27 protein-coding genes are annotated in these 23,446 nt (G+C 65.3%); 13 read left to right on the top strand and 14 right to left on the bottom strand.

The window, feature by feature from the left end:
* Nucleotides 1-36 precede the first annotated feature (36 nt).
* Together IVB24_RS23845 and IVB24_RS23840 are read right to left on the bottom strand one after the other, a co-directional pair.
* Entirely contained in the window at nt 37-2,118 is a 2,082-nt protein-coding gene (locus IVB24_RS23845) for a HAMP domain-containing methyl-accepting chemotaxis protein (RefSeq protein WP_247769253.1), read from the bottom strand.
* A gap of 109 nt (nt 2,119-2,227) precedes the next feature.
* Nucleotides 2,228-2,659 (bottom strand): DUF1810 domain-containing protein, encoded by a 432-nt coding sequence (locus tag IVB24_RS23840; RefSeq protein ID WP_094974429.1) that lies wholly within the window; start codon nt 2,657-2,659, stop codon nt 2,228-2,230.
* Between the two features lie 200 nt (nt 2,660-2,859).
* Here IVB24_RS23840 and IVB24_RS23835 point away from each other — a divergent pair, with 200 nt between their 5' ends.
* The 3 genes from IVB24_RS23835 (at nt 2,860) to IVB24_RS23825 (ending at nt 5,405) form a co-directional block, all read left to right on the top strand.
* A complete protein-coding gene (locus IVB24_RS23835) occupies nt 2,860-3,813 on the top strand; it encodes a DUF2778 domain-containing protein (protein WP_247769252.1) in 954 nt (317 codons plus the stop codon).
* Between the two features lie 66 nt (nt 3,814-3,879).
* On the top strand, nt 3,880-4,137 hold the full coding sequence (locus IVB24_RS23830; protein WP_094974427.1) for a hypothetical protein: 258 nt from the start codon (nt 3,880-3,882) through the stop codon (nt 4,135-4,137).
* 176 nt (nt 4,138-4,313) lie between these two features.
* Nucleotides 4,314-5,405 (top strand): substrate-binding domain-containing protein, encoded by a 1,092-nt coding sequence (locus IVB24_RS23825; RefSeq protein ID WP_094974426.1) that lies wholly within the window; start codon nt 4,314-4,316, stop codon nt 5,403-5,405.
* Nucleotides 5,406-5,552: 147 nt separating this feature from the next.
* On the opposite strand, the gene IVB24_RS23820 is transcribed toward IVB24_RS23825, so the two are convergent.
* The 6 genes from IVB24_RS23820 to IVB24_RS23795 all read right to left on the bottom strand — a co-directional run bounded on the left by IVB24_RS23820 (nt 5,553) and on the right by IVB24_RS23795 (nt 10,745).
* Entirely contained in the window at nt 5,553-6,335 is a 783-nt protein-coding gene (locus tag IVB24_RS23820; RefSeq protein ID WP_094974425.1) for an ABC transporter ATP-binding protein, read from the bottom strand.
* On the bottom strand, nt 6,323-7,378 hold the full coding sequence (locus IVB24_RS23815; RefSeq protein WP_247769251.1) for a dihydrodipicolinate synthase family protein: 1,056 nt from the start codon (nt 7,376-7,378) through the stop codon (nt 6,323-6,325). Before IVB24_RS23815 ends, IVB24_RS23820 begins: the two co-directional genes overlap by 13 nt.
* Before the next feature lie 6 nt (nt 7,379-7,384).
* Nucleotides 7,385-8,206, bottom strand: coding sequence for a GNAT family N-acetyltransferase (locus IVB24_RS23810; protein WP_247769250.1), 822 nt, complete (start codon nt 8,204-8,206; stop codon nt 7,385-7,387).
* Nucleotides 8,193-9,230, bottom strand: a complete 1,038-nt coding sequence (locus IVB24_RS23805) for an NAD(P)-dependent oxidoreductase (RefSeq protein WP_247769249.1) — start codon at nt 9,228-9,230, stop codon at nt 8,193-8,195. Before IVB24_RS23805 ends, IVB24_RS23810 begins: the two co-directional genes overlap by 14 nt.
* Before the next feature lie 13 nt (nt 9,231-9,243).
* A complete protein-coding gene (locus IVB24_RS23800; RefSeq protein WP_247769248.1) occupies nt 9,244-10,014 on the bottom strand; it encodes an ABC transporter permease in 771 nt (256 codons plus the stop codon).
* An 83-nt stretch (nt 10,015-10,097) separates the two neighbouring features.
* A complete protein-coding gene (locus tag IVB24_RS23795; protein ID WP_094974420.1) occupies nt 10,098-10,745 on the bottom strand; it encodes a TetR/AcrR family transcriptional regulator in 648 nt (215 codons plus the stop codon).
* Nucleotides 10,746-10,846: 101 nt separating this feature from the next.
* Between IVB24_RS23795 and IVB24_RS23790 the strand changes: the two genes are divergently transcribed.
* From IVB24_RS23790 to IVB24_RS23770, 5 genes are all read left to right on the top strand, one after another.
* A complete protein-coding gene (locus tag IVB24_RS23790; protein ID WP_247769247.1) occupies nt 10,847-11,851 on the top strand; it encodes an ABC transporter substrate-binding protein in 1,005 nt (334 codons plus the stop codon).
* A gap of 295 nt (nt 11,852-12,146) precedes the next feature.
* Entirely contained in the window at nt 12,147-12,845 is a 699-nt protein-coding gene (gene minC, locus IVB24_RS23785) for a septum site-determining protein MinC (RefSeq protein WP_094974418.1), read from the top strand.
* 19 nt (nt 12,846-12,864) lie between these two features.
* Nucleotides 12,865-13,680 carry a septum site-determining protein MinD gene (minD, locus tag IVB24_RS23780; protein ID WP_140479319.1) on the top strand — a complete coding sequence of 272 codons (816 nt, stop codon included), beginning with the start codon at nt 12,865-12,867 and terminating at the stop codon, nt 13,678-13,680.
* Entirely contained in the window at nt 13,677-13,958 is a 282-nt protein-coding gene (gene minE, locus IVB24_RS23775) for a cell division topological specificity factor MinE (RefSeq protein WP_247769246.1), read from the top strand. The genes minD and minE overlap by 4 nt, the downstream gene beginning before the upstream one ends.
* Nucleotides 13,959-14,135: 177 nt before the next feature.
* Complete coding sequence (locus tag IVB24_RS23770; RefSeq protein ID WP_094974415.1) at nt 14,136-14,321, top strand: hypothetical protein; 186 nt, start codon at nt 14,136-14,138, stop codon at nt 14,319-14,321.
* 19 nt (nt 14,322-14,340) lie between these two features.
* Here IVB24_RS23770 and IVB24_RS23765 read toward each other — a convergent pair whose 3' ends face one another.
* Nucleotides 14,341-14,589: a hypothetical protein gene (locus IVB24_RS23765; RefSeq protein ID WP_247769245.1), complete on the bottom strand. Its 249-nt coding sequence runs from the start codon at nt 14,587-14,589 to the stop codon at nt 14,341-14,343.
* Between the two features lie 108 nt (nt 14,590-14,697).
* Nucleotides 14,698-15,087, bottom strand: a complete 390-nt coding sequence (locus IVB24_RS23760) for a hypothetical protein (protein WP_094974413.1) — start codon at nt 15,085-15,087, stop codon at nt 14,698-14,700.
* Between the two features lie 130 nt (nt 15,088-15,217).
* On the opposite strand from IVB24_RS23760, the gene IVB24_RS23755 reads away from it, so the two are divergent.
* Nucleotides 15,218-16,003 (top strand): SDR family oxidoreductase, encoded by a 786-nt coding sequence (locus tag IVB24_RS23755; protein WP_247769244.1) that lies wholly within the window; start codon nt 15,218-15,220, stop codon nt 16,001-16,003.
* On the opposite strand, the gene IVB24_RS23750 is transcribed toward IVB24_RS23755, so the two are convergent.
* Complete coding sequence (locus IVB24_RS23750; RefSeq protein ID WP_094896824.1) at nt 16,004-16,234, bottom strand: hypothetical protein; 231 nt, start codon at nt 16,232-16,234, stop codon at nt 16,004-16,006. It lies immediately after the preceding gene.
* A gap of 376 nt (nt 16,235-16,610) precedes the next feature.
* A complete protein-coding gene (locus IVB24_RS23745) occupies nt 16,611-17,627 on the bottom strand; it encodes a hypothetical protein (protein ID WP_247769243.1) in 1,017 nt (338 codons plus the stop codon).
* 371 nt (nt 17,628-17,998) lie between these two features.
* On the opposite strand from IVB24_RS23745, the gene IVB24_RS23740 reads away from it, so the two are divergent.
* On the top strand, nt 17,999-18,595 hold the full coding sequence (locus IVB24_RS23740) for a L,D-transpeptidase (RefSeq protein WP_162848648.1): 597 nt from the start codon (nt 17,999-18,001) through the stop codon (nt 18,593-18,595).
* Nucleotides 18,596-18,641: 46 nt separating this feature from the next.
* On the opposite strand, the gene IVB24_RS23735 is transcribed toward IVB24_RS23740, so the two are convergent.
* Both IVB24_RS23735 and IVB24_RS23730 read right to left on the bottom strand, forming a co-directional pair.
* On the bottom strand, nt 18,642-19,076 hold the full coding sequence (locus tag IVB24_RS23735) for a hypothetical protein (RefSeq protein WP_094974411.1): 435 nt from the start codon (nt 19,074-19,076) through the stop codon (nt 18,642-18,644).
* 121 nt (nt 19,077-19,197) lie between these two features.
* The gene (locus IVB24_RS23730; RefSeq protein ID WP_094974410.1) at nt 19,198-19,662 is read right to left on the bottom strand and encodes a MarR family winged helix-turn-helix transcriptional regulator; all 465 of its coding nucleotides are present in this window, start codon (nt 19,660-19,662) and stop codon (nt 19,198-19,200) included.
* Nucleotides 19,663-19,764: 102 nt separating this feature from the next.
* Between IVB24_RS23730 and IVB24_RS23725 the strand changes: the two genes are divergently transcribed.
* The 3 genes from IVB24_RS23725 to IVB24_RS23715 all read left to right on the top strand — a co-directional run bounded on the left by IVB24_RS23725 (nt 19,765) and on the right by IVB24_RS23715 (nt 23,298).
* Nucleotides 19,765-21,687 carry an FAD-binding monooxygenase gene (locus tag IVB24_RS23725; protein ID WP_247769242.1) on the top strand — a complete coding sequence of 641 codons (1,923 nt, stop codon included), beginning with the start codon at nt 19,765-19,767 and terminating at the stop codon, nt 21,685-21,687.
* A gap of 155 nt (nt 21,688-21,842) precedes the next feature.
* On the top strand, nt 21,843-22,859 hold the full coding sequence (locus IVB24_RS23720; protein ID WP_247769241.1) for an SH3 domain-containing protein: 1,017 nt from the start codon (nt 21,843-21,845) through the stop codon (nt 22,857-22,859).
* 160 nt (nt 22,860-23,019) lie between these two features.
* Nucleotides 23,020-23,298: a hypothetical protein gene (locus IVB24_RS23715; protein ID WP_247769240.1), complete on the top strand. Its 279-nt coding sequence runs from the start codon at nt 23,020-23,022 to the stop codon at nt 23,296-23,298.
* Nucleotides 23,299-23,446 lie beyond the last annotated feature (148 nt).

The following is a 23,446-nucleotide window of genomic DNA, read 5'->3' as shown; positions in this document are numbered from 1 at the left end:
CGCCCTCCGGCCTCTGGCCGCAGCGAAAAGGGCGCCTTACGCCGCCCTGACCTCGCCGAGGAAGCGGTCGAACTGTCCGGCGAGATCGCGCGATTGCGTCGAAAGCTGCTCGGCCGCGCCGAGCACGTCCCTGGCAGCAGCTCCGGTGTCGTCGGCGGCACGCTGCACGCCTGCGATGTTGGTGTTGACCTCCTGGGTGCCGCGGGCGGCCTCCTGGACGCTGCGGGAGATCTCCTTGGTCGCCGAGCCCTGTTGCTCGATCGCCGCGGCGATCGCGGTGCCGATCTGGTCGATCTCGCCGATGACGTCGGCGACGTTGCGGATCGCGGCCACGGTCTCGTCGCTCGCGGTCTGGATCGCCGTGATCTGCTCGGAGATTTCGGTGGTGGCCTTGGCGGTCTGGCCCGCCAGCGATTTCACCTCGGAGGCGACCACGGCAAAGCCGCGGCCGGCCTCGCCGGCGCGGGCGGCCTCGATAGTCGCGTTCAGCGCGAGCAGGTTGGTCTGCTCGGCTATGCTCTGGATCAGGGTGACGACGTCGCCGATCTTTTGCGCGCCCTCGGCGAGGGTGCGCGCAGTGTCGCCGGTGCGGCGGGCGTTCTCGACCGCGCGGGCCGCGATCTCGGTGGATTGTGCGACCTGACGGCCGATCTCGGAGATCGAGGAGGTCAGCTCTTCGGTGGCGCTGGCGACGGTCTGCACGTTGGTCGAGGTCTGCTCGGAGGCTGTGGCGACGACCGCGGCCTGGCTGTTGGTCTGGGCCGCCGTCGAGGTCATCGACTGTGCCGTGCTTTCCATGGTCGAGGACGCGTTCGACAGGCCGCCGACGAGCTCGGTGACCTTGGCCTCGAACGCGCGGGTGAGTTCGTCGAGCGCCTGCGCGCGGCGCATCTTGCCGTCGTTCTCGGCCTGCTTCTCGGCCGCGAGCCGGTCGGCCCGGATCATGTTGTCCTTGAAGACCTGGACGGCCGCGGCCATCGCCCCGATCTCGTCGGAGCGCTCGGCGCCCGGGATGCTGTCCGCAACCTCGCCCTCGGCGAGCCGCGACATCCGGCTGGTCAGGTTGACGATCGGCGCGCAGACGCGGCGGCGAACCATCACGATGAGGCCGGCGCTCGCGATCAACACGGCAGCAAGGCCGAGCAGCGCGATGGTGAAGCTCATGCGCGCGGCGGAGGACGCGCCGGCGAGGATCTGCTCGGCATTGTCGTAGAACGCGTCACGGACCTCGATGATGGTGCTGAGGCCGCGCTGCGTGGCGGCGTAATAGGTCTCCATGTCGTGTTCGTACTTGCCGCTGATCGCACCGTCCTTGACGAGCTTGAGCTCGCGGCCGAACTCCTCGACATAGATCGAGCTGAACTTCTCCAGCGCGCTAGCGACGTTCGCCGGGGTTGCCGGATTGCCGCGTAATTCCAGCAGCGCCATCACGAGCTGGTCGTTGCGACCCTGCGAGCGGCCGATGTCGGCCTTCTCGGTGTCGGTCGCCGGCTTCTTGCCGCCGACGAGATTCTTATGAAGGCTGGAGTTGAAACCGCCGACGTCGCGCAGCGTCATGGCGGTGTTGGCGTAGCTGGCCTGCCGGTAGGCGTCGCCGTTGAGGATCGCCATGCGGCGGACCTGCTCGTTGAGCAGCGCGGTCACGCCGCCGTTGAGCACAGCGTTCTCGGCGACGATCTTCTTGGCCGCGTCCTTGCGTGCCTCGGCCGGTCCCGCGAGCGCCTTGTCGATGGCCGCGCGGAGCGCGGTGAATTTCGCATTGATGCCGTCGATGTTGCTGCCGATGGTGTTGCCGTCGTCGAACGATCCGGGCAGCTCCTTGCGCAGGGCATTCATCCTGTCGCGGGCGCCGTCGGTCTGCTTGCGCAGCTTGTCCTGCTCGGCGAGCTGTGCCGGATCGATGGTGGCAGGGCCGTAGAGGATGTTGGTGGAAAAGCCGCGTTCGGGGTTGAGGTAGCGCGGGATGTCGCTGGCCGCGCGGACGATTGCCAGCCGCCCCTGGGCTTCGGTGATCCGCTCCATGGTCTGGTACTTGGTCACGGCGACGTAGACGGCGAGGCCGCCGCCGACGGTCGAGAGCGAGACGATGGCGGTGGTCAGGAGCGTTCCGATTTTCATGATCTGTCCGGCAATTGGCGCGGGAGGGGAGAAAGATATTCTCCGGAAATTGACAGACCCGTATTAATCGGGGGTTTACGCTGCCGGGGTCCGCGGGTGCGGGCCTGGCCTAGCGACCAAGGGTAGCAAGGATCTCCAGCGTCACGGCGTCGCGCTCGCCTGCGAAATAGCGGGCGAGCGCCTCGCCGAACACGGGCTCGTTGGACACCGCGCCGAACAGCGTCATCGACGAGCGGAATTTGGCGTCATCCGGGGCGCCGAGGATCGCGTTGATGCTCCGGCCCTGAACCGCGAGCACGAGCCTGGTACATTCGATCAGGCGCGTCCCGAGCAAGGAATGGGCGAGATAGGCCTTAGCCTCCGCGCGGGAGCCGATGGCGTAGCGCTGCGACATGGCGCTGGACCCGAGTCCGGCGACCTGCGGAAAGACAAACCACATCCAGTGAGTCTGCTTCCGGCCCCGGGTCAGCTCCTCCAGAACGTTGCGGTAGACCGGATCCTGGGCCCGGAGAAAGCGCTCTAGATCGAAAAGATCGGTCATTAGATACCTCAAGGTGCCTTGTCGCACCCTTGCCGGCCGCGATTATGCCTAACTTTTGGCTCCCAATGTGATAGCTGGTATAGAGTCGCCGGGTGGGGGTTGGGCCCCCCGGGGGTCGTTTTGGGGATCTGATGGTTTCCGACCGCGCAAGCGCCGAGAGGCTGTTGCCGCGCCGCCGTATGGGGCGAGCGGAGACGATATTGCTGTCTTTGGCTGCCGTCGCGCTGGCACTGGGGGCTGCTGCCTGGGTCGCCGATATCGGCGATACGACCTCGCTGGTCACTGCTGCACTGCCGCCGGCCAATAGCCCGTCTTTCGAGGACCGTTTCGCGTCGGCGTCCGGCAATCCGCCGGCCCGCGAGCTCGGCCTGCGGACGATGGAGCGTTCCGCCCTGAGTGCGGTCCAACTCAAGCTCCGCGACGCCAAGGCGATGCTCGCCCAGAAGCTCCAGGGCGACGATTGGCGCTCGACCCTGACCGATGACGACCGGCACATGGTTGATGAGACCAGGCCCGGTACGCAGCACGCCGACGCGGTGCCCATGCCGCGCTCGCGCCCGGCGCAGGCGGACCTCTCCGCCCAGATTGCGTCGAGCCAAGCGTACGCGGAGACCAACCCCAGGGTCGACAACCGCAACTTGTTCGAAAAATTCACCGACAAGATCAGGCTCGCCTCGCTGACGCCCGGCGACGGCCTGTTCGGCAAGGCGCCGGACCTGGCCGCCCTTGGCTACGATTCGCGGACGGCGGTCTATGACATCAAGGCCAAGGCGCTTTACTTGCCGAGCGGCGTCGCGCTGGAGGCCCATTCCGGCATGGGCGCGCTGATGGACGACCCCGATCATGTCGATCAGCGCATGGTCGGTGCGACTCCGCCCGCGATCTACGACCTGAAGCCGCGCGAAAAGCTGTTCCACGGTGTCCGCGCTTTGCGCCTGACGCCGACCGAGGGCACCAGCGCACTCGGCCGCGTCGGCCTTCTCACCCACAATTACATGCTGGGCCCGCGCGGCGATTCCAACGGCTGCGTCTCGATCAAGGATTATGATCGTTTCCTCAAGGCCTGGGACAATGGCGAGTTCAACCGTCTTGTCGTGGTGCCGAGCCTGAGCGGATCGGCGACCGCCTCGCAGCGCGCCAGCACTGACTCCTGATAGTCGCCTGCTGCGGCGGGGCTGCCGTTTCCCCTTCGTTAAGCCGCCATCGTCCAGAAGCAGCCCATGAGTGATCCATCAAGTTCCGAGACCCCGCTGCGCACGACGTTCAAGATCAAGCTGAACGGTGACACGTTGGCGATAGCGACCGTCGGGCAGGCCTATCAATTCCTCACCAACTTCAAGTCGGTCGAATGGATGGAATTCCGCTCCCTGCACGAGGACGCCGTCGAGGCTCTGGAAGGTGCGGCCGGTAACGCGATGCTGGCGGTGCAGGCAACCAACGCCGTGCGCGCGCTGTTCGTCAGCGCCAGGCTGCTCTGAAGCTCGTCTGCTCACGGTCTCGTAGCCCGGGGTGGAGCGCGCTGCGTCATGCGGGCTACCGGCCAGAGCCTTCTCCTCGCGCATCTTGAACTCCACGACGGGAACGGGCAAACGATCCGCGAAGATCGTCGCTGCAAGCCCATATGTTTGAAATTTAGTTCAGGGAGAGACCCATCATGAAACGCCGTACATTTCTCAAGGGCGGCGCAGTTGCCGGCGCGACGACGCTGGTTGCTGCACCTGCGATCGCGCAGAGCGCGCCCGAGATCAAATGGCGCCTGACCTCGAGCTTCCCGAAGTCGCTCGACACCATCTACGGCACGGCGCAGACCTTCGCGAAATACGTCGCCGAGGCCACCGACAACAAATTCCAGATCCAGACCTTCGGCGCCGGCGAGATCGTTCCGGGCTTGCAGGCGCTCGATGCCGTCAGCACCGCCTCGGTAGAGATGGCGCAGACCCCGCTCTATTTCTACATCGGCAAGGAGCCGGCGCTGGCCTATGCCACCGGCGCCCCGTTCGGCATGAATCATCGCCATCAGGAATCGTGGTGGCACTTCGGCGGCGGCGCCGATCTCACCAACGAAGCGCTCAAGCCGTTCAAGGCGCACGCCATCCTCTGCGGCAATTCCGGCACCCAAATGGGCGGCTGGTTCCGTAAGGAGATCAAGACCGTCGACGATCTCAAGGGCCTCAAATTCCGCATCGCCGGCATGGGCGGCCATGTGCTGGCACGGCTCGGCGTCGTGCCGCAGCAAATCGCGGGCGGCGATATCTATCCGGCGCTGGAGAAGGGCACGATCGACGCGGTCGAGTTCGTCGGCCCCTATGACGACGAGAAGCTCGGCTTCCAGAAGGTCGCCAAATACTATTATTTCCCCGGCTGGTGGGAAGGCGGCGCGATGCTGCACATGATCGTCAACGACGAGAAATGGGCCTCGCTGCCCAAGCAGTACCAGGCGATCGTCAACCAGGCGGGCGCGGCGGCCGGCGCCTGGATGCTCGAGAAGTACGACAGCGTGAATCCGGCGGCGCTGAAACGGCTGATCGCCAACGGCGCGGAGCTGAAGGCGTTCCCGCAGCCGGTGCTGGAGGCCTGCTACAACGCGACCCAGGACCATCTGAACGAACTCGCCGCCAAGAGCGACCTGTTCAAGCGGACCAAGGAAAGCCACGACGCGTATATGAAGGAGCTGCTGTTCTATACGCAGATCGCGGAGAATTTTTACGACAACTATCTGCTCAGCAAGATGCGCAACAAGAGCTGACGGCGAGAGGGCGCGGCTCTGCGATTGCGCCGCGCTCTTGTAGGGTGGGCAAAGGCGCATTTGCGCCGTGCCCACCACTACTTGCTTGACTCGTCATGGTGGGCACGCTGCGCTTTGCCCACCCTACGAGATCTATCGTGTGTTGAATTACGCCGTCCCCAACCCCAGTTTCGCATAAATCCGCCGCGCATAGACACCGAACGCATCGGTCGTCTTGAGCGGAAGGTCACGCGGGAAGGGCAGGTCGATCGGGAAGTAGTCGGCCATCTTCGCAGGTCCCGCCGTCAGCACCGCGCAGTGTGACGACAGGAATACCGCTTCCTGGATCGAGTGCGTGACGAAGATGATGGTCTTGCCGCTCTCGCGCCAGATCCGCAGCATCTCCAGGTTCATCTGCTCGCGCGTCAGGGCGTCCAGCGCGCCGAACGGCTCGTCCATCAGGATCAGTTTTGGATCGTGGATGAAGGCGCGCGCGATCGCGGTGCGTTGCTGCATGCCGCCGGAGAGTTCTCGCGGATATTTCTGCTCGAAGCCTGAGAGGCCCACCAGGTTGAGCAGGTCGCGCGCGCGTTCGCGCGCGGCCTTCATCGGCAGGCCGACGATCTCGGCCGGCAGCAGCACGTTGTCCAGGATGGTGCGCCATTTCAGCAGCAGCGCTTGCTGGAACACCATGCCGATGTCGCGGGTCGGATCGAACGGGCTTTCGGCGTTGCCGATCTTCACCGTACCGCCGTCGGCGCCGTGCAGGCCGGCCAGGATCTTCATTACCGTGGTCTTGCCGCAGCCGGACGGCCCGACCAGCGAGACCAGCTCACCCTCCTGCACGTCCATGGTGACGTCGGAGACTGCCAAAAATTCAGCGCCGCCGCTGCGATAAACCTTGCGGACGCCTCGCAGGCTGATGAAGGGTTCTGAACTCATGCCAGCCATTTGCTCAAATGGGCGGCGACGAAGGCATCGTCGCTGAGGTCGGCATGCTCGCGGTAGACGCGGTCGATCTCCTCCTTCTGACCGGGGCTGAGGCCCTCGTCCGGATCGAGGCACCACAGGCCCCGCATGAGGCCCTGGCGCCGCAGCACTTCGTGGCAGCCGGCGATGCAGCCGTGAAAATTGTTGGCGACGTCGAAGAAGGCGCTGTTGCAGTCGGTGACGCGGGCATCGAGGGCCAGCAGGTCGGCCGGCACGCTGTCCTTGTGCCGTGCCGCCTTGCAGCGTTCGAACTGCTTGATCGCACTCGCTGTCCACACCGACCAATGGCCGAGCAGTCCGCCCTTGAAGTACGTGCGCGTCGTCACGCCTTTGTCGCGCAGATCGAACGGCAACATCAGGTCAAGCAGGATGTGGTCGTCATTGCCGGTGTAGAGCGCGACGCGGTCGAGCGCACCTGCGGCTGCGACGCCGCGCAGGACGTCGAGGGTGCGATAGCGGTTGAACGGGGCGATCTTGATCGCGATGACGTTGTCGATCGAGGCGAAGCGCTGCCAGAACCGGCTCGACACGATGACGCCGCCGACGGCCGGCTGGAGATAAAAGCCGACCAGCGGAATCTCGGCGGCGACCGCCGTGCAGTGCGCGATGATCTCGTCCTCGGAGGCGTTCTTCATCGCGGCAAGACTGAGGAGGCCCGCATGATAGCCGATGTCCCGCGCGGTACGGGCCTCGGCAACGGCCTGCGTGGTCGGGCCGGCGAGGCCTGCGACCATCGCCAGCGGACGCTTGGTCCAGTTGGCCGCGGTCTCGGCGGCAAGCTCGAGCACGGGCCGATAGAGCCCGACCTCGCGGATGGCGAACTGCGTGGTGTGGACACCGACCGCAAGGCCGCCGGAGCCGGCGTCGATGTAGTAGCGCGTCAGCGCGCGCTGACGCGTTTCGTCGAGCTGGCGCTCGGCGGTGAGCGCGAGGGGATGCGCCGGCATTACGGTGCCCTCGGCAATCAGCTTGCGGATGTCGGCATTGATCTGGCTGTGGTGCATGATGTCCTATCCGAATTCCGGGCCGGCGACGGCGAATGGCATTTCTTCACCGGCAGTGGTGGCGGGGCCGAACCGCATGCGCTGGAACGGCCGTTCGATGGTCCAGCCGGATGCCGTCAGGCCTTCCAGAAACGTCCTTTGCGAGGCGACAGCGTCGAGCAGCAGCGGACCGGCCTCGGATCCCGCGATCGCGTCGACCAGGCCCAGCGCTGCCGGCGCATCGTCGGCCAACAACGGGCCGACATGGCGGGCGGTGCGGCCGTCGCGCACCAGCGCGATGGCGCCGTTCGCGCCGACGATGCGCGAGCCGGAACGCTGTGCGAAGGCTTCGAGCAGCGCGGTCCGGTCGAAACCGGTGGCCCGCAAGTCCCGCGTACGAAGCGCTTCGATGGTCGCGGATGACGATGGCGGCGTTTCGGCCGGCGCAGGATTCGCCAGCTTCAGGCGGCGCAATTGCAGCGTCGGCGTGAACCCCAGTGGTCCGTAGACGGCGGCGCCGTCGGGTGTGGCGTCGAGCCAGCTGGTCAGGCCGTTCTGGCGCGCCGTCTCCAGGCAACTATCGACGAGGTGCGTGGCAAACCCACGGCGGCGATGCGTGCCTGATACCAGCACCATGCTGATCCAGGCGTTGTTGCCGGAATAGGGCAGCAGGGCGGCCGTGGCGACCAGCCGCATGCCGTCGCGAATGCCGAACACGATTCCGTCGCGCAGGAAGATGCGCCAGTCCTCATCGGTCTGGTTCCAGTGCGCTTCCGTCGACAACGCCAGCCCCGCGATCGCGTCGTCGACGCCGAGCCGGACGATGTGCGGGGCGTCAGTAACGGCCATCGCGGACCTCGTATTTGGTGGGCTTGCCGAGGCTCGGCATGGCCCGCGAGACCCAATCGGCGGTCCAGGCGATCAGCTGCTCGGTGTCCACGACCGGCAGGCCGAACAGGTCCACGGCCTTCGAGGTGTCGGTCAGCCATGCCGTCGGCTGCTCCTCGCCGACAAGCACCGGCGCGCGGCCGAACCTCGCGCCGAATTTTGCCGCGAGATCACGCACCGCCAAAATCTCGTGGCCGCTGACATTGATCGGCGAGGTTGGCGCGGTGCAATGGGCGAGGCAGCGCAGCGCCTGCGCGGAGGCGTCGCCCTGCCAGATGAAGTTGACGTGGCCCAGGCTGACGTCGATCGGCGCACCCGTCAGCACTTTCGTCGCGATGTCGTGCAGCACGCCGTAGCGCATGTCGATCGCGTAGTTGAGGCGGAACAGCCGGCCGGGCGTCGAAAACTTGCGCGAGAAATATTCGAACATCCGTTCGCGGCCGACGCAGGACTGGGCGTATTCGCCGGGCGGGTTCGGCGCCATCTCCTCGGTCGAGCCTTTGCCGTCGACGGGCACGAAAGGATAGATGCAGCCGGTCGAGAACGCCACGATGCGCGACGACGGAAAGGCCTGCGCGACCAGCGCCGGCACATGCGCGTTCATCGCCCAGGTCAGCGACAGATCACCCTCGGCGCCGAACTTGCGGCCTGCCATGAAGACGATGTTCGGCGCCTTGGGCAGCGTCTGAATGGCGCTTTCGTCCATCAGATCGCAATTGATGGTTTCGACGCCGCGCGCGTGCAGCCATTCCTTCACGCCGGCCTCGCTGAAGCGGGCGACGCCAATGACGCGGCGATCGGGAGCGGCCGCCTTCGCAAGTCCCGCCAGCGTCGGACCCATCTTGCCGCCGACGCCGAGGATCATGATGTCGCCCTCGACCTTGGCGAGGTCGTCGATCAGCGCTTGCGTCGGACGGCAGAGGAGATCGTCGAGCGCCGCGATATCGGGAATCGTCTTCGGCAGGGTCTCGCGGGTGAGCAGCATGGTCGGTCCTTCGTTAGTTTTGTCTGGCGTCGCCGACGACGAACATGCGTTCGAGGACGAGGACCAGGCCGTAGAGAGCGACGCCGAGCACGGTCAGCAGCACGACGGCCATCACCATCGCGGGCGTGTCGAGCGAGGACTGCACCTGGATCATGAGGTAGCCGAGCCCGCGCTCGGAGGCGATGAACTCGCCGACGATGGCGCCGGCGACCGCGAGGATGGCGCCGACCTTCATGCCGGAGAATACGTAAGGCAGCGATCCCGGCAGCTGGATCTTGCGGAACAGCGTCCAACGCGAGCCGCGCAGCGATTTGACGAGGTCGAGCAGGTCAGGCTCGACCTCGCGCAGGCCGCGCGCGGTGGTGAGCAGGATCGGAAAGAAGCAGATGCTGAAGGCGATCAGGATGTTCGGGATGATGCCGTAGGAGAACCAGACGATGAAGAGCGGGCCGAGCGCGACCTTCGGGATCATGTTCAGCGTCACGAACAGCGGCAGCAAAGCCATGCTGAGCAGCGGCGCCCAGCTGAAGATCGCGGCGAGCGCGACCCCGACGAATGCGCCGAGCGCGAAGCCGCCGAGGATCTCGATCGCCGTCACCAGCGTGTTGGCGCCCCAGGCGTAGTTCGCGGTTCCCAGCGTCTGGATTGTCGCGAGCGGGGAGGGCAGAATGAATTTCGGCACGTGGAAGGCGTCGACCGCGACCTGCCAGAGCACGAGCACGGCGAGGTGCACGATCAGGATGATCGCAAAGCTGCGCGAGGCCCGTGCGCTGTCTCCTGCCACCGATTGCTCCCTGTTGGCGCGGCGGCGATGCCGCTGGTCGAAAGCCTAACCCTCCTCGGCGAAAGTTTCAACCAGTTGGTTGATTAGGGCCGGAGCGACTGCAGCACCAGGTCGGCGACATGGCGGCGGCGGGCGCGCCGTGCGGTGCGGCTCGACAGGTCCTTGCCGAAGATCGCCGACAGCGTCGGCGTGTTGGAGAAGAAGAAATAGCTGAGGCCCGCGATGGAGATATAGAGCTGGACGGGATCGATGCCCTTGCGGAACACGCCCGCGCGCACCCCCTCGTTGAGAATGTGGGACACGCTCTTTACTAGCGGGGAGTGCATCGCTTCCAGCCGGGTCGAGCCGCGGACGTGGCGGGCGCCGCCGCGGTTCTCGTCGTTCAAAAGCACGATGAAATCAGGGTTTGCGGCCAGGTGGTCGAACGAAGCCTCGATCAGCTTGCGGATCGCCTTCTCCGGCGGCAGGCCCTCGAGATTGAGCCGGCGCTCCTGCTCGCGGATGTCTTCATAGACCCATTCGAGCACGGCGAGGTAGAGCGCGTCCTTGTCGCCGAAATAGTGGTAGACCAGCTGTTTGTTGACGCCTGCGCGCTCGGCGATCTCGTCGACGCGGGCACCCGCAAATCCGTGCCGGGCAAATTCCAGCCGCGCCGCGGTGAGCAGTTTTTTGCGGGTGGCGACGGGGTCGCGGCGCTGCGGCACGGTGTCGCCAGATCGTTTTGCGGGCATTTCCAACCAAACAGTTGACAAGTGGAGGGCGGGCTTGTTGCATTGGTATCCTCACACGGGGAGAGCGACAAGCCGGGTCGCTGGCAATGAGGAGAGATGCGATGAAGCGTTTGCAGGCGGCTGTTGTGGCCCTGATGCTCGGTTTGCCGGCGGTGCCGGCGAGCGCGGGCGAGGCGGTGAACCTGATCCTCAACTGGACGCCGACGGCCGATCACGCGCCGTATTATTATGCCAAGGCGCAAGGCTGGTACGAGAAGGCGGGCATCGACCTCACCATCGAGACCGGCAAGGGCTCGGCCGTCTCCGCCGCCAAGGTCGGCTCCGGCGGCTCGCCGTTCGGCGTCGCCGATCTCGCCACCATGCTGGTGGCCAAGAGCAAGGGCGCCGACACCGTCGCGGTGATGAGCGTCTATGCCAACACCGGGCAGACGTTCTACTGGCTGAAGAGCTACGGCGTGAACGGCGTGAAGGATTTTGCCGGCCACAAGATCGGCAATCCGCCTGGGGACGCCTCGCGCGTGATGTGGCCGGCCTTCGCCAAGGCCGCCGGCATCGCGCCGGACGCCGTCGGCTTTGTCAATGTCGGACCGACCGCGAAGATCGCGGCACTGAAGAGCCACACCGTCGACATCATCAGCGACTTCTACAACGAGCACGACCTCAAGGTGATCGAGTTCGGCCAGGACCTCGGCTACGTCAACTGGAAGGACATCGGGCTCAATCCCTACGGCAATTCGCTGATCGTCAACGGCGCTTATCTGCAGAAGAACCCGAAGGTCGTCGAGGACTTCGTGCGTGTCACGCAAAAGGCCTTTGCGGCCTGCGTTGCCGACGTCGCGCCGTGCCTGAAGGCGCTGCTCGACCATGTCTCCGGTCTCGACCAGGCGAACCAGGAGCGCCAGTGGGAGCGCATCAAGTTCCTGATGACCGACGAGTTCACGACGACCAAGGGTCTTGGGTGGATCGACGGCGAGCGGATGAAGAAGGACTATGACCTGGTCCAGACTTATCTCGGCATGGAGAAGCCGTTCGACGTGACGACGGCGTTCACGACCAAGATGCTGGATCCCGCCATCAAGATGGATGCGAGCAAGGTGAAGAAGTAGGGGGCGCTGCGCTCGCAACAGCGATGGGGAAACAGCTGCGCCATTCGCTGGTGCCCCGGACGCGGCGCAGCGCGTAGCGGTGCGCCGCGTCCGGGGCCCATCTCTCCGCATCTTCCCGTGCCACCTTCTGCGTCCCGGCCTGCGCAGCAACGCTGACGCGTTGCAGCGCGTCCGGGACACGAGAGCGGCCCGCTCCTGCCCGACCCAGCCGCATAACCCCACGGAGAATTAACCGGCCGTTAACCATATCTGCCGCATCGTTAACCATTCAATAACAGGGAACGAGTCGGCCGCTATGGAGGCTGCAGTCAAACCACAACGCCAAATGGTGCGCCTGCGCGGGCGGTCCTATGTGGCCTTCGTGTTCACGCCGACGGTTCCGGTGCAGGACTGGCTGCACGAGATCGATGCCACCATTGCGCGCTCGCCGGGCTTCTTTGCCGGCCGGCCCGTGGTGATCGACCTGTCCTCGGTCGATCTCAGTCAGGCCGGCATCGGCCATCTGCTCACCAGCCTTCAGGACCGTAACATCCGCGTGCTCGGCATCGAGGGTGTGGAGGAGGCGAAGCTGACGGCGATGATGCCGCCGCTGCTGTCGGGCGGGCGCAGCTGCGTGGTCGAGCCGAGTGCACCTAAGAAGGTCGAGGCGAAGGCCGAGGCCAAGCCGACCTCGCTGCTGCTCGATAGCCCTGTACGTTCCGGCCAGACCGTGATCTTCCCCGACGGCGACGTCACCATCCTGGGCTCGGTCGGCTCCGGCGCGGAAGTTGTTGCCGGGGGCTCCATCCATATCTACGGCGCGCTCCGCGGCCGCGCCATGGCCGGCGTGAACGGTCACACGAGCGCGCGCATCTATTGCCAGAAGATCGAGGCCGAACTGCTTGCAATCGATGGATTTTATCAGACCGCCGACGATATCGATGCCGCTCTTCGTGGCCGGCCGGCCCAGGCCTGGCTGCAGGGCAACACCATGCGAATTACCGCGCTGAACTGACCAGAAGGAGATTTCAGAAATGGCCAAGGTACTGGTCGTGACATCAGGCAAGGGCGGGGTCGGCAAGACCACGACGACCGCCGCGCTAGGGGCTGCGCTGGCGCAACGCGGCGAAAAGGTCGTCGTCGTCGATTTCGACGTCGGTTTGCGCAACCTCGACCTCGTGATGGGAGCCGAGCGCCGCGTCGTGTTCGACCTCATCAACGTGGTGCAGGGCGTTGCGAAACTCCCGCAGGCGCTGATCAAGGACAAGCGGCTGGAGAACCTCTGGCTGCTGCCGGCCTCGCAGACCCGCGACAAGGACGCGTTGACGGAAGAGGGCGTCGGCAAGGTGATCGACGATCTGCGCGCCCGCTTCGATTGGGTGATCTGCGACAGCCCGGCCGGCATCGAGCGCGGCGCCTCCATGGCCATGCGCTTCGCCGACGAGGCCGTGATCGTCACCAATCCGGAAGTCTCCTCGGTGCGAGATTCCGACCGCATCATCGGCATGCTCGATTCCAAGACCGTGCGGGCCGAGAAGGGCGAGCGCGTCGAGAAGCACATCCTCATCACCCGCTACGATCCCTCACGCGCCGCGCGCGGCGAGATGCTGACCATCGAGGACATCCTCGAGATCCTTGCAACACCCTTGCTCGGGATCATTCCCGAAAGCCAGGACGTGCTGCGCGCCTCCAATGTCGGCACGCCGGTCACGTTGTCGAACGCGGATGGCGCACCGGCGCGGGCCTATATCGACGCGGCGCGCCGTCTGTGCGGCGAGACCGTCCCCATGCAGGTGCCGACCGAGCGCAAGGGATTCATGGATCGTCTGCTGCGACGGAGGGCTGCATGAGCATGAGTTTGCTTCGGCTTCTCCGCGGCAACAAGGCCTCTGCACCCGTCGCTCGCGAACGGCTGCAGATCCTGCTTGCCCATGAACGCGGAATGCGCGGCCAGCCCGATCTGCTCGGTGTGCTGCGTGAGGAAATTCTCGCGGTCGTTTCCAGGCACGTCACGCTGGACCCGACCAAGGTCATCGTCCGGCTCGATCGCGGCGACGAGGTCTCGACTCTGGAGGTCGATATCGAGGTGCCTAACGACTTCGAGCGCAAGAAAGCGGCGGTCGCGTAGGGGACGCGGCCGGCGGGTCCCAATTTGGGGTGGGTGAGAAGGCGGTCCGCTGGGCATAGCGGGCCGCCTTCGTTTTGGGACCGTCGGGACGGGAGCGGAACGAGGTCCTGCCCTCAATCGTTAAGACCAACCGCGGGAGCCATGCGGCCTGCGGTCTGGTCAGACGGGAGAGCGCCCATGATGTCCGAGGTCCAGGTCCACACAGTCGCGCGGCAGATGCTCGAGCAGCACGGCTTTGCTGCGATCGCGAAGGCCGCCGAGCAGGCCCAGGCTTGCGAGGGCCGCGGCGAGGCCGATGAGGCCAAGGAGTGGCGTCACATCGCCGATGCCATGAAGATCATGCGCGGGCCTGCCCACAGCTGACCGCAGGACCGGAAACGCTTCAGCGTTCCTCGCGACCCGACCCCCGTGACGGGGATCGATGCTGCGTCTGCGGCTGGTCGCGCTCGCCCGACTCCTTGCAGGGCAGCGGTTCCCACGATCCGTCCGGCGCCTGCTGATAGGCGCTGCAGGAGGACGAGGTCGATTTGTCCTCGCCCTTTTGGGCGTCGGAATTCTTTGCCTGTGCCGGGGTGGCCAGCGCTGCGCTCACCGAGAGCACGCCGGCAACGATGAGATGGGTCATCCGCATTGGCTTCTCCTGTGCGAAAGGAGCCCGCATGCTGGCGAGGAATGTGACAATTATTGGCCGAAACACGGGTTCCGTCGCGGTGTCCTTAACGCCGCGACAGCGGGCTCGCTAGCCGCCCTTGGCGCGGATCAGGCCGGCGAGGTTGGTCTTCTGGGCCTCGCACCAGTTGGGCATGCCGAGGCGGCGCTGGTTGAGATCGGTCGCCTGGGTCGCCACCGCGACCTCGGCCATCAAATCGTCGTCCTGCTTCTCGCCCATCTTGCCGCCGGTGTGCATCCAGGCAATCGCCTTGCGCACCTTCTCCGTCGTGCCTTCGGGCAGCTTCATCTGCTCCGCCTTCTGCACGAGATCCTGGTAGACGACATCCGTGCCCGGACATTCGACCTTGGCGGCGAAGGCCTGCAGGACCAGGGTCACATAGGTCGAGCGTGGATGGTCCTCGGCTTGGACCGGAGCGGCGATCAGCAACAGGCCAGCCATCAGGAAACCGTAGCGCATCCCAGGTATCTCCTCCGTTTTTTGGGAGGCTAGCGTCCGGCGGGTTGCTCCGCAATGGCGCGAAGGGCAAATTTGTCGCGCCCCGCTGCGGTGCGCTATCGTGGCCCGCATCCCGGCCTCGGAGAGCGACATGAGCCTGTTCAGCACGCCGTTCGATCCTACCCGCGACACCGCGCTCGTCACCGGCGCGGGCAACGGCATCGGCCGCGCCATCGCGCAGGCCCTGGTCGGCGAGGGCGTCCGGACCGTGTTCGCCGATATCAGCGCGGAACGGGTGAGTGCCGCGATCAGCGCGAGCAAGAAGCCTGAGCTGGCGGTGCCCTGGATCGGCGATCTCGCGGAGCCCGATGCGTGCGACGAACTGCTTGCTGCGGCGGAGGCAGCGTGGGGCGGGATCACGCATTTCGTCCACAGCGCCTCGCCGCCGCGGCGGGAGGCCGATCACGCGCTCGCGGTCGATCGCAGGACCTGGCAGCAGATGCATGCCGTCAATCTCGATGCCGGCTTTCATCTGGCGCGCGAGCTCGCAAAGCGGCTTATCGCGGCGAAGCGGCCGGGCTCGTTCCTGTTTCTCACCTCGCTGCATGCGGGCACGCCGCGCAACCTGCCGCATTATTCGACGGCAAAGGCGGGGATGGCGATGCTGGTGAAGGAACTGGCGAAGTCGTTCGGCCGCCACGGCATCCGCGTCAATGCGCTGGTGCCCGGCGCGATCGCAGCCGGCGGGTTCGTCGCGGATCCCGCGCTGGCGCGGCACATTCCGCTCGGGCGCCTCGGCGAGGCCCATGACCTTGCGCCGATGGCGCTCACCGTATTGTCGAACAAGCTCTCCGCTTACGTCACCGGCGCGGCCTTCGTCGTCGACGGCGGATTGTCGCTGACGAACTGGTTCGAGCCGCCGGCGCTGGAAGAGTAGTCAGCGTTGCCAGGCCGGCACGGGATCGAGCGGCGTGCGGTAAAGCTCGTTGTCGTCGCGATCGGTGACGCGCACCGCGCAACCCCTCTGCTGCAGCTCCGGTTTCACCTGCGACAGCTCGGTGGCGAGCTGGTCGGCTCGATCGGAGGCAACCTCGATGTCTTCGAGGATGATTCCGCCCTGGTTCCTGAACTCTCCACCAACCACAAGATCGAAAGAGTAGTACGGCATCCGAATTCCCCGGTGTGACGAGATGAGCTTCAGTGGAAGTCTCAACACATGTCGGATGGTACCACTGAGTCGATATCTATCGGGTGAACGGACCGCGCAATCTCTGTGCTTATGGCGCAGAAATGATGTGCAGCGTGTGGGATCGTTAACATTTTATTAAACATCTCGACGCGATCATGAGGCATGGAATTGCAGCAGAACCGGGCTCCGGGAACCGGCAGCTGCAAGAGAAGGCCGCCGGCATAGATCCCGACGGCCTTTTCTCTTGAGCGAAAAAGTTGCTTATCCGTAATTGCCCGGACTCAACGCATCACATCGACCAGGACAGCCTATGCGACGTTGTCGCAGCGCGCCGTGCTGTTGCGTGGTCTCAGTCTTAGCGCAACGGCATCGGCGGACGCACGATTGGTCCGTCGTCATCGGCGACGGCTTGAGTCGTGGTAACAGGCGGGACCGGCGGCGGCACCGCGGCAGCCTGCGACGGCGGTGGCGCAAGCGGGGCGGGAGAATAGGCCGGCATGTAGGTATGCGACACGGCCGGTTTCGGTTTGCGAACCGGCGGCGGTGACGGAGCTCGCGGTGGGAGCGCAGCGGCGCGTGCGCGCGGATCGACCGGCTTGACCTCAGCTGTCGGCTTCGGCACGGGCGGTTTTGCCATCTCGCGCGCCATCTGCTCCTGTCCGGCCTTCAACTCGGCGATGCTGGCTTTGAGCGCTTCGATCTGCTGCGCCATCGCGGCGAGATCGTGCGTCATCGATTGCACCGACTGCGCTGCATCGGGCTGCGTCGCTGCAGGCGCAACTGCGGCGACCTGGACTGCGGGCGGCGTCGCAGATTGATCGGCCGTTTGATCGGTTGCCGCCTGCTCCGTGGGCGGTGCGGCCTGCGCGGCAGCGACCGGCGCGGTCTGCGATGTCGACGGCAGCAGCGACGCCAATGCCGGTGTCCATTCGGCGAGCATCTGCTTGGCGGCGTCGCCGTGTTGCGCCCAGACGATCGTGGCGGCCGCACTGCCGCCCGCGAACAGAAACGTGACGAAAGCGCCGCGCAGCCACTTGCCGGCGGCGGATCGCTTCCGCGGACCGGCACCATCGTTCGCGGCGACGCGGATGGCGGTGTCGACAGAGGGCGGGGGTGCCGCCTGCGACTCCGAGATAGGACTGAACCTGGGCTCCAGAGAGATTTTGCGCTCGAACGAGGCTTTGGGCTCCGGCACGAATTTCGGCTCCGGACGGGTCGCGATGTCAGGTGCCAGCGCGGGCGCAACGCTGATGGGGCGCGAAGCCAGCACAATGTCGGGCGAAATCTGAATCGCGTCGTGCGGATCGTTGTCCTTGACCGTGTCCTTCACGATCTCATCGACGATTTGCTTGGGGTTCAGCGTCGCGAGCATCGCAGCTCCTTTGAAGCCGGGTGTTTGAAGCCCGGGCGCTTGAAATACTGGTCGTCCGCATTGGCGCGAGCCGATCTATTGAGGTGAGCCCATCCCGATCGGACGAGCTCGAACGATGACGCACGAGTCCAGCCGGGTTTGACCAAAGCAAGGCGAGGGGATGGAGATGATGCGACGCTCTTCCGCCGTTTGTGGTGATGGAACCCGCCTCGTCGAACACGCGCAATTGTTCCGCGCGGCCTTGTTTTCAGCACGATTTTGGCGGCATCTGGAAACGCTGGGGGCACTTCTATCCGCTATCGGGGGCCGGCGCGGTGCCAAGATTACTAATCGCTCTATTCGCTGTCGCCTTGCTGCCGCTGGGCGGCTGCATGCAGACTACACTTTCGCCATCGACCGACGCGAGCATGACACCGCGCGACCGGCAGTTGCTCGCGCATACGCCTTACGCGCAAGCGAACGTGCCCGAGCAATTTCTCCGTCACGTCGTCGACTACCAGCGCAAGGAGCAGCCGGGTACCATCCTGGTCGATACCGACGCGCGCTACCTCTATTTCGTGCTGCCCGAGGGCAAGGCGATCCGCTACGGCGTTGCGGTCGGCGAGGAAGCCATGGCGTTCTCCGGCGTCGCGCGGGTCGGCCGTCTGGCGGAATGGCCGGACTGGGTTCCGACGGCAGATATCCAGGCGCGGCTCGGACCATATCCGGCACGCGTTCCCGGCGGTCCCGCCAATCCCTTGGGCGCGCGGGGCATCTATCTCTATTCCGGTAACAAGGACACGCTCTACCGCATCCACGGCACCAACCAGCCGGAATATATCGGACAGGCGATCTCGTCCGGTTGTATCCGCATGCGCAACGAGGACGTGATCGATCTCTACGACCGGGTGAAGCTCAATTCGACGGTCGTGGTGCTGCCGCCGGGACAGAGCGCGCAGGCCGAGGCGGGCGGAAGCTGGCGCGGGTGAAGGCTCAGGCGCGCTCTGGTGCGGACGCGCGCGGTCTGATCTCGCTCTAGTCCTCAGGCCGGGCAATGCGCCATTGCAGCGTGGTTGCGGTGCCGTTGGCTTCACCTGGCGTCTTGTCGGCGGGGGAGGTGTAGAGCGGGCGATAACGGTACGCCCACATCTTGCTGCCGTCGTTGCGGCTGATCACCGTGAAGTCGCCGACCGCCCTGGCGTCGGCCGTCGCGGCGAGCGGTACCCAGCTCTCGGTACATTTGCCGTTGCAGTTCGACGTCTTTCCCGTGGTGTCGCGCTCGTAAGTGTAGAGCGTCATGCCCTTGAGATCGACGAGCTTGGGACCCTGCTTGGTGATGATCACCTTCGCCGGCGCGGTCGCCGCCTCAGGCTTGGGCGCAGGCGCGGCATCGCCGCCGCCATGGCCGTTTGCGAGCGCAAAGCCAGTCGAGAGCGCGATGGTCGCTGCCGCAATGACGAACCTGAACATCATGATCTCCCGAACCGGCAAAGTTAATCGCGCGTTAAACGCAGAATGTTGCCGAGCGTAGCGGCCGAAGGTTAGTTCCTGGTTTCGCGATGCTGCGACAATCACCCGCACGGATACGGGATCAGGCCTGCACGTGGCGCAGCGGCGCGCGGCTCAGATCGTTGCCGGCGGCAATCGCCTTGCGCAGCAGCCGCATCAATTCCTCGCCCTCTCTGTCGCTGAGGCCGCGCAGCAGGATGCGCTGGGCCGATTCCACTGATGGTGTGATCTTGCGCAGCGTGCGCCGGCCCTCGTCGGTGATCTCGAGCTCGCGGGCGCGGCGATCGCGGCTGGAGGCGCGGCGCTCGGCCAGTCCCTTCTGCACGAGGCGATCGATCACGCCGGTGATGGTGGTGCGGTCATAGGCGATCAAGCCTGCGAGCGTTACCTGGTCGAGCCCCGGATTGGCCTTGATGGTCGCGAGCGCGGCGTATTGCACCGGCGTGAGGTCGAAGCCGGCGTCCGCGACCTCGGCCAGGAACACCGCAACGGCGATCTGCTGGAACCGGCGCGCGAGATGCCCGGGCATGTCGTTGTTATCTTTCACCGAATTCTCCTAGGAGCCAGGGTGCACCGTCGTTGACAAGTATACTGATAATCAGCATACTGAGCAATATCAAAACAGACAGAGAGTTGACGGGAGAGGCGCATGCAATTCCATCTGAATGGATTTCAGCCGGGCGACCCTGACATCGCCGACCCCGCCGAGCGCGTTCAGGCCCCGGGCGCGGCGGGCGCCGTGCCTGACGAGGTCGATGTCCTCATCGTCGGCTGTGGCCCTGCGGGCCTCACGCTCGCCGCCCAGCTTGCGCAATTCCCTGATATCAAGACCTGCATCGTCGAGCAGAAGCCGGATCGCCTGCTGGTCGGGCAGGCCGACGGCATCGCCTGCCGCACCATGGAAATGTTCCATGCCTACGGCTTCAGCGAGCGCGTGCTGAAGGAGGCCTATTGGGTCAACGAGACCACGTTCTGGAAGCCGGACGAGCGGCTGCCCGAGACCATTGTCCGCAGCGGAAGAGTGCAGGACGTCGAGGACGGGCTGTCGGAATTCCCGCACGTCATCCTCAACCAGGCGCGCATCCATGACGGCTTTCTCGATGTCATGCGCAAATCGCCGGCCAAGCTCGAACCTCATTACAGCCGCCGCCTGCTCGACCTCCAGGTCGATCTGGCGGCAGGTCCCGCCGATCCTGCCGTGACCGTGCGTCTGGAACGCCTCGACGCTGCGAACGAGGGGAAGGTCGAAACGATCAAGGCGCGCTATGTCGTCGGCTGCGACGGTGCGCGCAGCATGGTGCGAAAGTCGATCGGGCGAGAGCTACACGGCGATTCCGCCAACCATGCCTGGGGCGTGATGGACGTGCTGGCGGTGACCGATTTCCCGGACATCCGCTTCAAGTCCCTGATCCAGTCGGCGAAGGACGGCAGCCTGCTGATCATTCCGCGTGAGGGCGGCTACATGGTCCGCATCTATGTCGAGCTCGCCAAGCTCGAGGTCGGCGAGCGCGTCGCGAACCGCAACATCACCGCCGACGATGTGATTGCGAAGGCGCAGCGGATCCTGAAGCCGCATACGCTGGAGGTGAAGGAGATCGCCTGGTGGTCGGTCTACGAGATCGGCCAGCGTCTCACCGACAAGTTCGACGATGTGCCGGAGTCCGAGATCGCATCGCGCCTGCCGCGTATCTTCATCGCCGGCGATGCCTGCCATACCCACAGCCCCAAGGCCGGACAGGGCATGAACGTCTCGATGCAGGACGCCTTCAATCTCGGCTGGAAACTTGCCGCCGTCCTGCGGAAGCAGTGCGCCCCAAACCTGCTGCATTCCTATTCGGCGGAGCGCCAGTCGGTTGCGAAAGAGCTGATCGATTTCGATCGCGAATGGGCGGGGATTTTGGCGTCGTCAGCAAAAGCGGGTGGCGCCGATGCCGCCAGGACGCAGGATTATTTCGTCAGGCACGGCCGCTACACCGCGGGCACGGCGACGCATTACACGCCATCGATCCTCACCGGTGCAGCCTCGCATCAGCGCCTCGCGCAAGGCCTCGTGATCGGCAAGCGCTTCCACTCCGCACCGGTGATCCGGCTGGCGGATGCCAAGCCGGTTCATCTCGGCCACGCCGCGCAGGCTGATGGCCGCTTCCGGATCTACGCGTTTTCGCCTGCCGAAGATCCTGCGGCCGCAGGCTCCGCCATTCGTGCGCTGTGCAACTTCCTCACCGAAGCCAGGGAGTCTCCGGTGAGACGATACACCCCCGTTGACGCCGACATCGACAGCGTGATCGATCTGCGGGCGGTGTTCCAGCAAAATCATCGCGAACTCGCCGTCGCGGCGATGCCGTCGCTGCTGCTCCCGCGCAAGGGGCGGTATGGTTTGCGCGACTACGAAAAGATGTTCTGTCCGGACCTCAAGAGCGGCCAGGACATTTTCACGATGCGCGGCATCGATCGGAAAGCCGGCTGCGTGGTCGTGGTGCGGCCGGACCAGTATGTCGCGAACGTGCTGCCGCTCTCCGACTTTGCCGGGCTTGCGTCGTACTTCGACGCGTTCATGTTGCAGGTCAACTGACGGTCCTTCAGCGCGCCATAGGCGGTGCGCCGATGAACGGCGGATGAATATTGAACCGCGCACGGGCGCGCATCTCGATCTTTCGATGGATGGCGCGCCGTACGCGGAACGCCTGTTCTGCTGGCGCGTTCCGCCTCTCAAAGGAGGACTGCGCCATGAAGTTCAGAACCGCTTTAGTTGCAGCATTGTTGCTGGTCCCGACGGCCGCGCTGGCCGCGCCGGGCATCGTCACGGTCTCGACCGGATTGCGGGCCGGGCCGGGGCCGGGCTTTCCCCTGGTCGATCGCGTCCCCGAGGGCGCCCGCGTCAACATCCATGGCTGCCTGCGCGGCAATGCCTGGTGCGACGTCAGCTTCTCCGATGACCGCGGCTGGGTGTCGTCGCAATATCTCGAATATCTCTACCGCAATCATTACGTGTATCTCCCCGACTATGTCGATGAGATCGACGTTCCCGTCGTTCCCTTCGTGCTGACCTCGTACTGGTCCAGCCACTACGAAGGGCGTCCTTTTTATCGCCGCCACGCTTACTGGAATAAGTACTGGACCTCGCACGAGCGCGTCGCGACGCGGATGACGATTGATCCGCGTGCGGCTCGCATCGGCCGTGCGGCGACTCGCGATGCCGCAATCGCGCTCGAACGCAGCGGAGTGCGCGGCAAGGGCGCCGCCGCGATTTCAAGGCGTGACGCCGCGACCACACCGCACGATGCCACGATCGCGAAGCGCGACGCGGCGATCGCGAGACCCGACGCTGCGATTGCGAAGCGCGGCGCTGCTGTTACGTCCGACCGGGCCCGCGCTGGACGAAACGAGCGCATCGCGCATGAACGGACCAACGCGCAGAGCAGCAATCCGCGCGATGCACAGGCACGCATGATGCACGAGCGGGCTGCGACCCGCGCTCCGGTGCGTGCGCAGCCGATGGCCCGCGCGCACGAAGCGCCCCGCGTATCGGCCGCGCCTCCAGCGCGTCCGGCGATGCCGCATGTCGCCCAGCCAAACGTGAGCCATGGTTCGCCGATGAATGCCCGTGCGCAGATGCCGGCGCCGCGCGCCGCCGCGCCTGCAATGCCGCACGGCGGCGGGGGCGGTGCTCCGCATATCAATGCCGGCCCGCGTGGCGGCAGCGCCCCGGCGGCCGGCCCCGGTGGCGGACATCAGAGGCACTAGCATCGCAAAGGGAAGCCCGGCCCTGGTGCCGGGCTTTTTCCTCGCTTGTCGAGGCTTTTACAATTTAAGATAGTTCTTCGCTGGCAGATTTCATCGATCGTAACATGTCTACCCAAAGCTGTAAGCATCCACTCGGGGCAGCGGGGCACGGGAGGATGATATGAAACAGGGCCAGGCGGAGATGCGCCGCCAAAACGTCGCGAAGCGTTCGATGACGAAGGAAGCCAGACAGCTGACCGGCCTCATTGCCGGACTGCGCGAGTCCCTCGAAAGGATCCACAAGGAACGGACGGGCACAAAGCTCACCGGCGCCGAGATTGGCATGCTCGACGAGCGCCGCAACAACCTGCTGCTCACCATCGCGGCCCTCGACGACCGTCTCTCCGCGGTGCAAGGGCTAATCGATCTCGGGCGCCCCCACATCATCCGCGTGCATTAGGGCTCCGGAATCGGGATGATCGGTTCCATCGACGCCGGTCGCCAGCGCCGATCATCGGCGACATGCCTGCGGATGGCACCAAATTGCCACGCTCCCGGCGAATTGCCGCCAAAGCCCGCTGCCACGAGGAGGCCGGGTGCAGGGCGAC

Source organism: Bradyrhizobium sp. 192, assembly GCF_023100965.1.
GTDB lineage: Bacteria > Pseudomonadota > Alphaproteobacteria > Rhizobiales > Xanthobacteraceae > Bradyrhizobium > Bradyrhizobium symbiodeficiens.
Note: the sequence above shows the minus strand (reverse complement) of the source record. Positions and strands in the feature narration are given on the sequence as shown.

What these genes read in the sequence shown, in the direction of transcription:
- IVB24_RS23810 (WP_247769250.1), bottom strand. Translation starts at nt 8,206, where the DNA reads ATGGCCGTTACTGACGCCCCGCACATCGTCCGGCTCGGCGTCGACGAC.
- IVB24_RS23760 (WP_094974413.1), bottom strand. Translation starts at nt 15,087, where the DNA reads ATGCGCTACGGTTTCCTGATGGCTGGCCTGTTGCTGATCGCCGCTCCG.
- IVB24_RS23745 (WP_247769243.1), bottom strand. Translation starts at nt 17,627, where the DNA reads ATGCTCGCGACGCTGAACCCCAAGCAAATCGTCGATGAGATCGTGAAG.
- minC (WP_094974418.1), top strand. Translation starts at nt 12,147, where the DNA reads ATGGAGGCTGCAGTCAAACCACAACGCCAAATGGTGCGCCTGCGCGGG.
- minE (WP_247769246.1), top strand. Translation starts at nt 13,677, where the DNA reads ATGAGCATGAGTTTGCTTCGGCTTCTCCGCGGCAACAAGGCCTCTGCA.
- IVB24_RS23840 (WP_094974429.1), bottom strand. Translation starts at nt 2,659, where the DNA reads ATGACCGATCTTTTCGATCTAGAGCGCTTTCTCCGGGCCCAGGATCCG.
- IVB24_RS23770 (WP_094974415.1), top strand. Translation starts at nt 14,136, where the DNA reads ATGATGTCCGAGGTCCAGGTCCACACAGTCGCGCGGCAGATGCTCGAG.
- IVB24_RS23720 (WP_247769241.1), top strand. Translation starts at nt 21,843, where the DNA reads ATGAAGTTCAGAACCGCTTTAGTTGCAGCATTGTTGCTGGTCCCGACG.
- IVB24_RS23750 (WP_094896824.1), bottom strand. Translation starts at nt 16,234, where the DNA reads ATGCCGTACTACTCTTTCGATCTTGTGGTTGGTGGAGAGTTCAGGAAC.
- IVB24_RS23825 (WP_094974426.1), top strand. Translation starts at nt 4,314, where the DNA reads ATGAAACGCCGTACATTTCTCAAGGGCGGCGCAGTTGCCGGCGCGACG.
- IVB24_RS23830 (WP_094974427.1), top strand. Translation starts at nt 3,880, where the DNA reads ATGAGTGATCCATCAAGTTCCGAGACCCCGCTGCGCACGACGTTCAAG.
- IVB24_RS23815 (WP_247769251.1), bottom strand. Translation starts at nt 7,378, where the DNA reads ATGCACCACAGCCAGATCAATGCCGACATCCGCAAGCTGATTGCCGAG.
- IVB24_RS23795 (WP_094974420.1), bottom strand. Translation starts at nt 10,745, where the DNA reads ATGCCCGCAAAACGATCTGGCGACACCGTGCCGCAGCGCCGCGACCCC.
- IVB24_RS23740 (WP_162848648.1), top strand. Translation starts at nt 17,999, where the DNA reads ATGCAGACTACACTTTCGCCATCGACCGACGCGAGCATGACACCGCGC.
- minD (WP_140479319.1), top strand. Translation starts at nt 12,865, where the DNA reads ATGGCCAAGGTACTGGTCGTGACATCAGGCAAGGGCGGGGTCGGCAAG.
- IVB24_RS23805 (WP_247769249.1), bottom strand. Translation starts at nt 9,230, where the DNA reads ATGCTGCTCACCCGCGAGACCCTGCCGAAGACGATTCCCGATATCGCG.
- IVB24_RS23715 (WP_247769240.1), top strand. Translation starts at nt 23,020, where the DNA reads ATGAAACAGGGCCAGGCGGAGATGCGCCGCCAAAACGTCGCGAAGCGT.
- IVB24_RS23755 (WP_247769244.1), top strand. Translation starts at nt 15,218, where the DNA reads ATGAGCCTGTTCAGCACGCCGTTCGATCCTACCCGCGACACCGCGCTC.
- IVB24_RS23725 (WP_247769242.1), top strand. Translation starts at nt 19,765, where the DNA reads ATGCAATTCCATCTGAATGGATTTCAGCCGGGCGACCCTGACATCGCC.
- IVB24_RS23820 (WP_094974425.1), bottom strand. Translation starts at nt 6,335, where the DNA reads ATGGCTGGCATGAGTTCAGAACCCTTCATCAGCCTGCGAGGCGTCCGC.
- IVB24_RS23790 (WP_247769247.1), top strand. Translation starts at nt 10,847, where the DNA reads ATGAAGCGTTTGCAGGCGGCTGTTGTGGCCCTGATGCTCGGTTTGCCG.
- IVB24_RS23765 (WP_247769245.1), bottom strand. Translation starts at nt 14,589, where the DNA reads ATGCGGATGACCCATCTCATCGTTGCCGGCGTGCTCTCGGTGAGCGCA.
- IVB24_RS23845 (WP_247769253.1), bottom strand. Translation starts at nt 2,118, where the DNA reads ATGAAAATCGGAACGCTCCTGACCACCGCCATCGTCTCGCTCTCGACC.
- IVB24_RS23735 (WP_094974411.1), bottom strand. Translation starts at nt 19,076, where the DNA reads ATGTTCAGGTTCGTCATTGCGGCAGCGACCATCGCGCTCTCGACTGGC.